Source organism: Novosphingobium subterraneum, from assembly GCF_000807925.1.
GTDB lineage: Bacteria > Pseudomonadota > Alphaproteobacteria > Sphingomonadales > Sphingomonadaceae > Novosphingobium > Novosphingobium subterraneum.
This window is the reverse complement of sequence record NZ_JRVC01000004.1, coordinates 191,610-204,463: the sequence shown is the minus strand read 5'-3', so window position 1 is coordinate 204,463 and position 12,854 is coordinate 191,610. Positions and strand designations below refer to the sequence as shown.

The 12,854-nt window shown below is 63.9% G+C and carries 8 protein-coding genes; 2 read left to right on the top strand and 6 right to left on the bottom strand.

The genetic code is table 11. From position 1 onward, the window contains the following. Positions 1 to 79: 79 nt before the first annotated feature. The 3 genes from secA to NJ75_RS05645 all read right to left on the bottom strand — a co-directional run bounded on the left by secA (position 80) and on the right by NJ75_RS05645 (position 3,841). Entirely contained in the window at positions 80 to 2,815 is a 2,736-nt protein-coding gene (gene secA, locus NJ75_RS05655; RefSeq protein WP_039332443.1) for a preprotein translocase subunit SecA, read from the bottom strand. 101 nt (positions 2,816 to 2,916) lie between these two features. Further along, on the bottom strand, positions 2,917 to 3,183 hold the full coding sequence (locus NJ75_RS05650) for a hypothetical protein (protein WP_039332248.1): 267 nt from the start codon (positions 3,181 to 3,183) through the stop codon (positions 2,917 to 2,919). A gap of 49 nt (positions 3,184 to 3,232) precedes the next feature. Then, entirely contained in the window at positions 3,233 to 3,841 is a 609-nt protein-coding gene (locus NJ75_RS05645; protein ID WP_052242060.1) for an energy transducer TonB, read from the bottom strand. 98 nt (positions 3,842 to 3,939) lie between these two features. Here NJ75_RS05645 and argJ point away from each other — a divergent pair, with 98 nt between their 5' ends. Beyond that, entirely contained in the window at positions 3,940 to 5,166 is a 1,227-nt protein-coding gene (gene argJ, locus NJ75_RS05640; RefSeq protein WP_039332246.1) for a bifunctional glutamate N-acetyltransferase/amino-acid acetyltransferase ArgJ, read from the top strand. A gap of 32 nt (positions 5,167 to 5,198) precedes the next feature. Further along, entirely contained in the window at positions 5,199 to 5,972 is a 774-nt protein-coding gene (locus NJ75_RS05635) for an inositol monophosphatase family protein (RefSeq protein WP_052242094.1), read from the top strand. Between the two features lie 40 nt (positions 5,973 to 6,012). Here the strand turns inward: NJ75_RS05635 and trxA are convergent, their stop codons facing one another. From trxA to NJ75_RS05620, 3 genes are read right to left on the bottom strand one after another with little or no spacing between them, the layout of a single operon-like run. Further along, complete coding sequence (gene trxA, locus NJ75_RS05630) at positions 6,013 to 6,333, bottom strand: thioredoxin (protein ID WP_039332242.1); 321 nt, start codon at positions 6,331 to 6,333, stop codon at positions 6,013 to 6,015. A 60-nt stretch (positions 6,334 to 6,393) separates the two neighbouring features. Further along, complete coding sequence (gene addA, locus NJ75_RS05625) at positions 6,394 to 9,915, bottom strand: double-strand break repair helicase AddA (RefSeq protein WP_039332239.1); 3,522 nt, start codon at positions 9,913 to 9,915, stop codon at positions 6,394 to 6,396. Further along, on the bottom strand, positions 9,882 to 12,854 hold the full coding sequence (locus NJ75_RS05620) for a PD-(D/E)XK nuclease family protein (protein ID WP_039332238.1): 2,973 nt from the start codon (positions 12,852 to 12,854) through the stop codon (positions 9,882 to 9,884). The genes addA and NJ75_RS05620 overlap by 34 nt, the downstream gene beginning before the upstream one ends.

The window sequence follows — 12,854 nt, the reverse complement described above, 5'->3', positions numbered from 1 at the left end:
TTGCACAATAACATTTGTTTCAAGCCCTTGAATCAAATCAGCTTGACCGAGATGCCCTCGGCAAACCTGAAACCAGTGGTCAGGCGGCAACGCCATGGCAGTGCTTGTACTTCTGCCCCGATCCACATGGGCAGGGCGCGTTGCGGCTGATGCCTTGGCCCGCATAGGGATCCACCGCCGACGAACCGACGGTCAGCCCGCCGCCAGCCTGCGGAGGCAGAGCGCCGAACATGGTTGGCGCCGGCGCCAGAGGAGCCGCGTCGTTCTCACCCGTGGAAGGATCGATGTGGCTCGTAAGGAAATCCGGCAGTTCGGGCAGCTGGAATTCCTCGGACGGGCGAAGGCGGATCTCGCTGGTCGTGAGAATGCGCGTAACATCCTCGCGGATGGCATCGAGCATCTTCTCGAACAGGCCGAACGCTTCCTGCTTGTACTCGTTGATCGGCGTCTTCTGTGCGTAAGCGCGCAGGAACACGACCTGGCGAAGCGCGTCGAGCGTCGCGAGGTGCTCCTTCCAGTGATGATCAAGCCGCTCAAGCAGGATCGACTTCTCGAGGCTGCGCCAGGCCACCGGATCGATTTCGCCGATCTTGCGGTCCATATGCTCGTCGGCGAGCGTCTGGATGCGCTCCTCGATGGTATCCGGCTCGATCGCCTCTTCCTGCATCCAGTCCTCGATCGGAACCTCGAGGCCCAGAACATCGCGCACCCTGCCCTTGAGGCCTTCGACATCCCACTGTTCGGGATAGGAGCCGGGAGGGCAGGCGTCGCCGACGATGGCGTTTACCGTATCGTGACGCATGTCGGTCACGACATCGCCCACGGCTTCGGCATCCATGATGTCGGCGCGCTGCTCGTAGATGACCTTGCGCTGGTCGTTCATCACGTCGTCGTATTCGACGACCTGCTTGCGGATGTCGTAGTTGCGCGCCTCGACCTTCTTCTGCGCGGTCTCAATAGCCTTCGACAGCCACTTCGAACCGATCGCCTCGCCATCGGCAAGGTTGTTGTTCATCATCTTGGCGAAGAGCGTGTCAGGGCCGAAGATACGCAGCAGGTCGTCCTCGAGGCAGAGGTAGAACTTGCTCATGCCCGGGTCACCCTGACGCCCCGAACGACCGCGCAGCTGGTTGTCGATGCGGCGGCTTTCGTGGCGTTCGGTGCCGATCACGCACAGACCGCCGGCGGCAAGCACCTTGGCCTTTTCCTCGGCGACTTCAGCCTTGATCCGGGCGATCCCGGCATCGCGCTCCGGGCCTTCGGGCAGATCGCGCAGTTCGTCCTCGATGCGGAACTCGACATTGCCGCCAAGCTGGATGTCGGTGCCGCGGCCCGCCATGTTGGTGGCAATGGTCACCGCGCCAAGGCGGCCCGCCTGCGCCACGATGTGCGCTTCCATCTCGTGGAAGCGGGCGTTCAGGACGTTGTGCTTCACGCCTTCCTTGGTCAGGAATTCGGAAAGCAGCTCCGACTTTTCGATCGACACGGTGCCGACCAGCACCGGCTGTCCGTTCTCGTACTTGTCGCGGATCAGCTTCGCGATGGCCGCGAACTTGTCGAGCGTGTTCTTGTAGAACTCGTCTTCCTCGTCGATGCGCTGCACCGGCACGTTCGTCGGGATCGAGACGACGTTCATCTTGTAGATGTCGAAGAATTCCGGCGCTTCGGTGGCAGCCGTGCCGGTCATGCCCGAAATCTTCGGGTACATGCGGAAGTAGTTCTGGAACGTGATCGAGGCCATCGTCTGGTTCTCGGGCTCGATCCGCACGCCTTCCTTGGCTTCTACCGCTTGGTGCAGGCCGTTCGACCAGCGCCGGCCGTCCATCATGCGGCCGGTGAACTCGTCGATGATCACGACCTTGTCGTCCTTGACGATATAGTCGATGTCTCGCTTGAACATGACGTTGGCCTTGAGAGCCTGGTCGAGATGGTGGACCACCATCGTGTTCTCGACGTCATAGAGGTTCGAACCGACCAGCAACCCGGCTTCCTCGAACGCGCGTTCGACCCACTCGACGCCATCTTCGGTGAGCGTGATGTTCTTGGTCTTCTCGTCCGCCTCGTAGAGATCGGGCTGGATCTGCTTCACGATGGCGTCAACCGAGATGTAAAGGTCGCTCTTGTCGTCGGTCGGTCCGGAAATGATCAGCGGCGTGCGCGCCTCGTCGATCAGGATCGAGTCCACTTCGTCGACGATCGCGAAGTTGAACGGGCGGTGCACCATCTGCGACCGTTCGTGCTTCATGTTGTCGCGCAGGTAGTCGAACCCGAGTTCGTTGTTCGTCGCGTAAGTGATGTCCGAATTGTAAGCCTCGCGGCGCTGCTCCTCGTTGAGGTTCGGCACGATCACGCCAACCGTCAGCCCGAGGAACCTGTAGAGCACGCCCATGGTCTCGGCGTCGCGGCGGGCGAGGTAGTCGTTCACGGTGACGACGTGGACGCCCTTGCCTTCCAGCGCGTTGAGATAGACCGCCAGTGTCGCAACCAGCGTCTTGCCTTCGCCGGTGCGCATCTCGGCGATTTCGCCGCGGTGAAGCACGATGCCGCCAATCATCTGCACATCAAAGTGACGCATCCCGAGCGTGCGGACCGAAGCCTCGCGGACTGTGGCAAACGCTTCGGGCATGATGTCGTCGAGCGTCTTGCCCTCGGCCAGCATCTGGCGCAGCTTCGGCGTCTGGGCAGCCAGTTCCTCGTCGGAAAGCGCCTGGAGGTGTGGTTCATAACCCGCGATCTGGCGAACGAGCTTGTCGAGCGACTTGACGTAACGATCGTTGGAAGAGCCAAACAAGGCCTTGGCGATAGAGCCGAACATGGGCGGATTTTCCTGTTGATCTGTGATGTAGTTGGCCATGCGCATCATCGGCGCGCAGCGTCGGACAGTGTCGTGCCGGTAAGGGTATGCTGTCCGTGGCGCTATTCGCGCGCGCGGTCAGTCAATTCAATGCCGCAAGGCCGGATCAGTGCCGGAGCGGGCAGCCACACCGTCTTGCGGCGGGCATTCGTGCGCTTCTGCGGCACCGCGCCACCGCGGGCCGCGCAACGCTGCTGGCGCTGCTCGACAGAAGTTGAAGCGCCTGTCGCCATGCCTGCTTCGGCCACTTCCGTGCGCGAGACGGCAAGCGCCGCCTCGGGCAGGGAAAGACCCGTAATCAGGGCCAAAAGGGCAAGAAGCATGCGCATTGCCGCAACAGATAGGCATTCCGTCGCGGTTCGTCCATATGGAAAGCTCTCAAGGCGCGACGTCAAACACCTCTATCTTCGTGGTGACCTGCACCTGCCTTTTTACCGGCTTTCCAGATTTGTCCTTGAACGGAGCCATTTTCGGGGGCCCGCCGGGACACGGTCCGGCGCCTGGCAACTCCCTCGTACCTGACGGCGTAGTGATGGATTGGCGGCAGTTGGTCACGTTGCCCTGCTCGTCAACGACAAACGCCAGCACTTGCGTTGTGGGTGAAATCGAGGCCGGGACAAGATCATCCGGGATCGTCCAGCGTACCGAATTCGAATAGGTCCCGACGACGGCCCTTCCCTGCCCATCCATGGCAGGGCTGAAACGCGCCCGTGACTGGATCAGGTCGCACGTGGCACTATCAAGCAATGCACTTCCGCTGCTCATGGTGACGTCACAGCCGGACGGAACTCCGTCCGTTCCGACCTGAATGCGAAAGGCGACGGTGCCCTCCTGTTCGTTCCGAAGGGCTTCGGAAGGATAATCTTGGGTGGTAACCCACTCGCCCGGGTTTCCCATGGGCTTGGGGGATTGTGGCTCCGCGGCCGATGCATTCTGCTGAACAACGACAAAGGCCACGCAGGCCGCAAGATATCGGATCGAATTCATCCACTGAGGCTACAAGGTGCATTGCAAAGCACAAGCCGACAAACCCGCGTTCTGCGCATAACTTGAACCGGAAGCGCCTGCGCGCTAGGCGCATCGCCATGTCTGACGCCGTTTCCCCGCTCGCAACGCCCTTCCCCGCCCTGCCCGCCATTGCAGGCGCAACCCCGCGCATCGCGCGCGCCGGGTACAAGGATTGGGGCCGCTGCGACCTCACCTATGTCGAACTTGTCGAGGGCACGGCGGTTGCGGGCGTCTTCACGCGCAACGTGTGCTGCTCGTCAGAAGTGGAACTCGGTCGGCAGAACGTCCAGCAGGGCAAGGCCCGCGCGCTGGTGGTGAACGCCGGTAACTCCAACGCCTTCACCGGCTATCGCGGCCGCGAGGCGGTCGAGCAGATCATGTCGCAAGTCGCCGCACACCTCGGCTGCGAAAAGGAGCAGGTCTTCGTCTCCTCCACCGGCGTGATCGGCGTGCCGCTGCCCAAGGACAAGGCCCGTGCGGGGATCGAAGCCGCACTCCAGGCCGAAGTCTGCTCATGGGAAGACGCCGCCCGGACCATCGGCACCACGGACACCTTCACCAAGGGCGCGGCCGCTTCGGCGATGATCGGCGATACCCGTGTGACGTTCAGTGCAATCATCAAGGGCAGCGGCATGATCGCGCCCGATATGGCAACGATGCTGGGCTATATCTTCACCGATGCCGCCGTCAGCCCGGCATTCCTGCAGGAGTGCCTTTCGGCCGCAAACCGTAGGACGTTTTCATGCATCACTGTCGACAGCGACACCTCGACCAGTGACACCGTGCTCGCCTTCGCCACCGGCAAGGCAGGAAACGCCGAACTGATCAGCTTCGACAGCCCCGGTGCCGATGCCTTCGCCGCCGCGCTTGAACAGGTATGTCGCGAGTTGTCCCACCTCGTCGTCAAGGATGGCGAAGGCGCGCAGAAATTCATCGCCGTCAGCGTTACCGGCGCGGTGTCCGACGAGAGCGCCCGCAAGGTGGGGCTTGCCATCGCCAACTCGCCGCTGGTCAAGACCGCCATCGCAGGCGAGGACGCCAACTGGGGCCGGGTTGTCATGGCCGTGGGGAAGGCTGGCGAACCAGCCGATCGCGACCGCCTCTCGATCGGGTTCGGCGGCACTTGGGCAGCGCGTGACGGTCAGCCCTTGGCCGATTACGACGAAGCGCCCGTCGCCGCGCATCTCAAGGGCAGCGAGATTTCGATAGAGGTCGATCTCGGCCTGGGCGAAGGCTCGGCCACGGTCTGGACCTGCGACCTGACGCACGGCTACATTTCGATCAATGCGGATTACCGGTCTTGAGCCGGTCCCTTGACGATGCAGTGGCCGCCCTCATGCGGGACACTGCGGAAAAGACGCTGCTGAAGCACTACCAGCGGCTGGCCATTGAAGAGGTGAGCAACAAGGCGGTCGACGATGTCGTCACCATTGCCGACACCGAAAGCGAAATCATGCTGGCCGAAGGGCTGGCAAGGATCCTGCCCGAGGCGGCGATCGTCGGTGAGGAAGCGGCCCATGCTGATCTGGCAATCTTCGATCGCCTGTCTGACAAGCTGTGCTGGATCATCGACCCGCTCGACGGGACGAACAACTATGCGGTCGGCAAGCCGCCGTTCGGTATCCTGGTTGCCCTGGCGCAGGGCGGCGAAACTGTTGCAGGCTGGATCTACGACCCGCTCTCGGGCCGTCTGTGCACCGCGCATCGCGGCCAGGGCGCTTGGGTCAACGGCGAGAAGCTGACCGCGCGAGGCAGCGGCAATGACACGCCGATTGCCGCGATCTCGCTGGTCTTTGTCGACAAGTCCAAGCGCGCGTCGCTGATGGAGCATATCGCGCCGCACTACACGCTGGTCGATATCCCCCGTTGCGCCGCCGAGCAGTATCCCCGCATAGCTCTTGGCCAGAATGACGTGTCCCTGTTCGAGAAGACACTGGCGTGGGATCATGCCGCAGGCGTGCTGTTCCTGAACGAGGCAGGCGGCAAGGCAGCGCGACCTGACGGTTCGCCCTACCGCGTCGATCGCCATCTGGAACCCGGGCTGATCGGCGCGGCAAGTCCCAGGCTGTTCGACGAACTGGCCGAGCGTCTTTCGCGCATGCCGGCCTGATACAAGAACCCCCGCTTTCGCGGGGGCAATTGCTTCGAAATCAAAGAACGCTTTCGAGCCATCCCTTGATCTGGCTCTTCGGCGCAGCACCCAGCTTCTGGGCGACCGGCTGACCGTCCTTGAACAGGATCAGCAGCGGGATCGACTGCACGCCGAACTGGCTGGCCGTATCGGTGTTCTCCATGATGTCGACCTTGGCGATCTCGACCTTGTCGGCCAGTTCCTCGGAAATCTCCTCAAGCGCGGGGGCGATCATCTTGCACGGCCCACACCAATCCGCCCAGAAATCGACGAGGACGGGCTTGCTGCTGCCCAGAACTTCGGAGGCAAAAGTGGCGTCGGAAACGGCCTTGGTCGACATTGCGTGAAACTCCTGTGTGGTTGAGGGCAATCTAGGCACTCGCGCGCGCGGTGCAACAGATCAGCCGGACAAGGATTCCTGAACCCCGGCAAGGCGCAGCTTTTGCGCTGCGATCAGGTCATCGGGAATAACGAACAATTGCGGCGTGTGGGTATAGAGCAGCGCAGCTTCAACCGGCAGGCCGGGGTGTATTGCTTCAAGCGCGGCAACATAGGCGGCCATCTGGCGGATGTAGGCCGCAGGAATCTCCTCGAGCGAGGCCGGAGGGCGGCGCGCTGTCTTGAAATCCACGATCCGTATGCCGTTGTCGGAGATGATAAGGCGGTCCACCGTGCCGCTCACGACCCGACCTCCGACGACCGCTGCCAGCGGCACTTCAGCCAGGGAATCCGGGCCGAAGACGTCGTTCCAGCCCGGTTGGTCGATCACCGCGATGGCATACGCCACCATGGCCCTGTGGTCCGAATTGTCGAAATCGCTCGCCATCCGGGCAAGCCAGGCGAGACCGGCCTCCTGTCGCCGCTCGACCGGAAGTTCCGGAAGGCGCTCGATAAGGCGATGCAGAAGCGTCCCGCGTCTTGCCGCCAGCATGGCATGAGGACCGGGCGGCGCTGGCGGATCCGGGGCTTCGTCCTCTCCCAGCGAAGAAGGTGCAAGCGGGCGCGGCGGGCGAGGTTCGGGGCCGACTGCAGCGCGCAACACCTCCGGGACCTCAATCCGCGCAGAACGTCCGGATCGCTCGGCCGGCTGGCCTTTCAGGCTGGCAGGACCGCCGATCTGCTTGACCGCGCCCCAAAGCGGATCGCTGCGCCAATCGCCCTCGAACAGCGGCTCGAGTTGTGCGTACCAGCTGTCCTCGGGAAGGTCACCTGCCCCCTTCCTGCGCCTTTTGCCCTTCGCCCCTGCAATGAACAGGGCTTCCTCGGCACGCGTCATCGCCACATAGAGCAGACGCCAATGCTCCTCGCGCTCGGCGCGCTTGGCTTCTGCCTCCGCCTCGAGAACAGCGGGTGCCTTCTCCTCCTTTCGTAGCGACGGCAGGGGGACCTTGCGCACGGACCCCAGAACGTCTTCGACGAGCTCAAGACCGCGGGGTGGAGACAGGTCCGGATCATCCGCAGCATCGGCGAGGATCACGATCGGCGCCTGCAGCCCCTTCGATCCGTGCACGGTCATCACCCGCACCAGGCCATCAGCCTTGCCTGCCTCGCGCTTGAGCTCACCCTCCCCGGCGTCGAACCACTGCAGGAAGCCGATCAGGCTGGGCACATTGGCGCTGGAAAACGCGATCGCTGCGTTGAGCAGTTCGTCGATCGGATCGTTGGCCTCACGCCCAAGGCGTGCGACCAGTCTGCGACGGCCATCCCAAGGCCCCACCAGCAACCAATGCAGCAGCACTTGCGGCGGATCGAAATCGGCCCGGGCAAGCAGGCTGCGCAATTGCTCCATCGTTGCGAAAGTCGCAGGCCCCTCGTTCTGGCGCAGCCAGTCCCACAGCCGCACGCCCTGCCTGCGATAGCCGTGTTCGAGCAGGTCTTCCTGCGACCACCCGATCAGCGGAGAAACCAGCAACGCAGCCAGGTTCAGGTCATCCAGCGGTTGCGCGGCAAAGCGCAGCGCGGCCACCAGGTCCTTCACCGCAAGCGGAGCGCCAAGCCGCAGCCGGTCCACGCCCGCCACTGGCACGCCGCGCGCGTGCAGACGTGCCACGATCAGCCCCGCCAGTTCCTTGCGCTTGCGCACCAGGACCATGACGTCGCCCGCACCGGCATGGCGCTGAGCCTTGCCCAGTGGGAAGCCGCTGTCGATCCACGCCTTCACCTGCAGCGCGATCTGGTCCGCCAGCTTGCGATCAGGGCGCGAGAGCCAGCTTTCGGCGCCCTCGTCTCCCCCTCCCTGGTCGCCCCCGCCACCGTCATCCTCCTCGTCCGGCGCATCATCGCCGACGATCTTCCAGAGGCCGACCGTGCCGGGGATATCCAGACCGACATGGCGCTCGGGCTTGCGATCAAGGCCCAGCCGATCCCACCCCAGATGATCGATGGCACGGTCGACGAATTCGAGGATCGGCCTTGACGTGCGAAACGATTGGCCCAGCCCGAGTTCGAGCAGCTTGCGGTCCGGGTCGGAGAGGATCTGCGCGACCTGATCGAGTTGCTCCCTGACCCGAAGGCTCGCCTGCGCGAAGTTCTCGGGACTCGTCCCCTGAAAACCGAAGATGGCCTGCTTGTAATCGCCCACCACGAACAGCGTGCGCACGGCAGGCCCACGCTGGCCTTCGCCGGTGAAGAAGTCGGACACCAGCCCTTCGAGCACGATCTCCCACTGCGAGGCATTTGTGTCCTGCGCTTCATCGACAAGGATGTGGTCGAAGCGGCGATCGAGCTTGAAGCGGATCCATTCGGCGCTGGTGCGCTTGGTCAGAAGGTCAGCGGCGGTGCGGATCTGGTCATCGAAATCGATGAAGCCCTCGCGCGCCTTGGCATCGCTCCAGGCCAGGGCAAAACGGCGACCGATGGTAAGCGCTGTCTCGAGCAGGTCGGCAAGATCAAGCTGTGCCTTGCGGGCCTTTACTGCCTCGACGCAGGCAATGACCCGCGCGGCATAGTCGGCATATCCGGGCTGCTTCTTTTCGATGTTCGTGGTCGACTTGGCTTCATCTTTGGCCGTGAGAAACTGGCTCTTCAGCGCGGCAAAGGTGTTCAGGCGTCCTTCGGGGCCCGCAGCGAGCCAGTCGCCAAGGGTGTTCGCCGTTTCGGTACCACTCTTGGTGCCCCAGGCGCTGTTCATCTCCATGCAGCGCCGGACGGACTCGCAATCGAACCGATCATCGGCGCACATGGCGGCAAGGCTCTCCGGCCCGTCATTCTCGCCGAGCCCGATCACGCGGTTGATCCGCGGGCGCAGTGGCGGTTGCCATGCACCCGGCCCTGTCCACAGATCCAGTGCACCGGCGCAACGCAGCAGAAAGGCTTCCACCTGATCCTCGCTCATCCGGCGCGAGAGCGAGGCAAGACCGTCGATCAATGCCTCGTCGCCCTCAAGTTCGGCCGAAACCAGCAATTCGGCCAGCACTTGCCGAACCAGCAAGGCGCGGTCGCGGTCCTCCATGGCTCGGCTGCCCGGTCGGAGGCCCGCCTCCACGGGAAAAGACGCAAGCAGCCACTGGCAAAAGGCGTGAATGGTCTCGATCCTGAGGCCGCCGCCGGGGCAATCGAGCACGGCGGCAAAGCGGCTGCGGGCGCGGGCCACGGTTTCGGGTCCAAACGGCGCGCCAATCGCCTTCAACTGCGCGGCGAGCTCGATCTCGGGAAGACGCACCCAGCTGGCGAGAACCTCGTTGACGCGCGTCGCCATTTCGGCGGCACCCGCCTTCGTGAAAGTCAGGCAAAGGATCTGCTCGGGTTCGACACCCTCCTGCAGAAGCAGGCGCAGAACGCGCGCGGAAAGGACCTGCGTCTTGCCGGTCCCTGCGGACGCAGATAGCCAGACGGTGCGTTGCGGATGGACCGCATGCGCCTGATTGTCCCTGAGTGGATAGACCTTGCTCACCGGCCGCTTTCCTCTTCGCGACCCTGCCATTCGTCGAGACGCATCAGCTGGTCAAAATCACTGTAGCCCGGAAGATCGGGATTGAGCCGCGCCGTGAACGGCTCGCTGCCGAGCAACCAACGCGCAATTGCTTCACGCAGGAAACGCTCGGTTTCGGGCAGGAAGTCTTCAAGCGACAGGCCGGTCTGCCGCGCCGTTTCCTTGACGGGAGATTTCATGTAGCCAAAGCCGCGATCCTTGTTCCGGCCAAGCGACCAGTACTCGAACTTCGTTGGCTCGCCCGAGACGTCTTCCATGCCACCGCCACGGGCGATCATGCCAATGAGGCCAAGCTGAAGGGCGTATCCTTGCGCGACCATCTTGCCCGATGGCGGCGTGCCGGTCTTGTAGTCGACTACGGCCAGCGTTCCGTCGGCCAGCCTGTCGATACGATCTGCACGGCCGTGAATGCGGATGCCGTCAACCATGATCTCGCCCTTGCGCTCGATCGCCAGAACGTCGCGGCCTTCGCCGGCAAGGCGGTCCGTTTCCTCCTCGATCCACAGCAAGGCATCGATCAGGCGCGGCTTCCACATCGCCCGCATGAAGGGGTGGGCGCTCATCTCGTCGAACATGCGTTCGGCAAGCGGCACGAGTTCGCCGGGACGGCCGCCGCCATCGTGCCATGCCTTCAGCACATCGTGAACTGCGGTGCCTTTCCAGGCAGGCGTCGGATCGGCATCGACCGGATCCAGGCTACGCAGACCAAGAATCGCCGAGGCATAGAACTGGTACGGATCGCCGCGCAGCCGATCCAGTGCCGTAACAGCAATCGGAACGCGCCGCTGCTCCGCACTGGGCATGGGGTGCGGCCGGGGGTGAGGCTGCTCCGGTTCGGGATCGGCCAACGCTTGGGCAAGGCTGACCGCGCGCGTCTCGCGCCGAAGCTGCTCGCCAAGCATTGCGTGAATTCGCAGCAGGAAGCGCGAAGGAATGACCGGACCGGTTGCATCGCGGTGCGCATGGCTGAGCACGACTTCGGGCGCTCCCAATGCAGCAGCAAGGTCGTGCGCAGAAAGACCGATGCGGAAATCGGCACCCGGGATGCCCAACGCGCGGAGGATGGCAGGTGCCAGCAGCGGGTCAGTCGCCGGGCTACCTGGCCAGGAGCCCTCGGTCAGGCCAGCGCAGATGACAAGATCGGCGCGGCTCATCCGCGCTTCGAGCAAGCCGTAGATCGCCAGACGCGGATGCTTCCCATAGGGCGGGCGGACGGAGACTTCCTCCATGGCATCGCGCAACAGTGCCGGCAGTTCTTCGGGCGGCAAAAGGCCTGGATGCTCTGAAGCAGCTTCGCGCCAGGTCTCGATGAACTGCGCGAGACAGCGCCCATCGGCCTGTGCCCACAGCCCCTGCCCGCACAGCGCTTCTCCCACTTCGGACAGAGCTATCAGCGCCGCATCCAGCGACACGTGGCCATCGAGCGACAGCAGCGGAAACAGCAGGTCCTCGACGACCGACCACCAGTCTGCAAGACCCGGATACCGCTTTTCATGTTCCTTCGCCTTGCTCCGGATGGCAGCCAGTCCGGGGCCGGGTCGGGGGCCACGCAGGGCCAGATCCAGCTGTCGCACCCGCTCGAGCCATTTCGCCCTTCCCTCGCCTGCGCAGACCAGCGGGTGGCCAAGCAAGGCAAGCAGCGGGACAGGTGCGGCCCGCTCGGCAACGACTTCGGCCAATTGAAGGATCACCCTGCCTGCCGCCGTCTGCGGCAACGGCCGGCCGGCTGTATCGTCCGCGCCAATATTCCAGCGGCCAAGATGCGCCACGACCCGCGCCGCCAGACTGCGGTCCGGCGTGATCACCGCCACGCGGCGCTCTGGCTCGTCAAGAGCTTCGCGGACCAACACGGCAATGGCCTGCGCTTCTTCCTCCGGGTTGGCGCTCTCCATCATCCGAACGCCGGAAAGACGGCGCTCCCTCGCCTCGAGCGAAGCCCAAGCAGCACTGGCTTCCGGCGGCAGGAAGAGATTCGAGATTGCGCGGCTGCGTTCCGGCGGCGCAGGCGCAAGGCCAGAACGGTGCCACGGCTCAACCTCGCCTCGCCCGATCCCCATGCGGTTCAGCAGAAGCTTCAGGTGATACTGCGGATGCGTTACGACATCCCCGCGCTGAAATACCTTGCCGTCAGGTCCGCCTGCAGACCCGAGCGCGTCCCAGACCGAAACATCCATCGCAAGATCAAGATCGGGCAGAACGACGCCGCCGTCCGGAAGATCCGCAATCACCCGAAGCAAATTCGCGACCGCAGGCGAGGCCGAGGTTACGCCCGCAGCGATCACGGGATGGGCAGGCGGGGTTTCCCTCCACACCTGCGCCGCGTGGGCCAAAAGCAGATTGCGTCGTTCGGGCGCATCGATCCTGCCCAGCCGCGCCAGTTCGTCCTTCCACTTGAAGAATACGGTGGCGAACAGCTTGGTGCTTTCCCGCCAGTGCTCCGACAGTTCCGACGAGAGGCCAAGGATGCCTTCGTCGAGCATGTCCTCGGGACGCACCCCTTCAATGAGGAGCCGGTCGATGCTCTGTGCCACGCTTCTGGCCTGTCGCAGCAAGGCAGCTTCACCGGGCGCTTCGTTGCCCAGTTCGTCGCGGATCAGCGCGGAGAGTTTGAGCAGCCGGTGTACTGGGTCCACGGCATCGGGAATCCCCGCCCCGGCACCGATCGGGTCAAGCAACGGTCCCAGCGTCTCGTCGAGGTCAAGGTCGCCCACTACCGCCATGCGCGGCAGCAACAGTCCCTGCCCGCTTATCCTAACGAAAGCTTCGGTGACCGTGCGGATTGCGCGTTGGCTTGGCAGCAGCAGCGTCAGGCGCGCGAGGCCAAACCGATCCTCGCGATAACGAGGGACCAGGCCGGCGACCAAGGCGTCGGCAAAACCCCTGTGCGCCGCGATGGACCAGACACGCGGACGGGTGGAAAACTCGGCCAT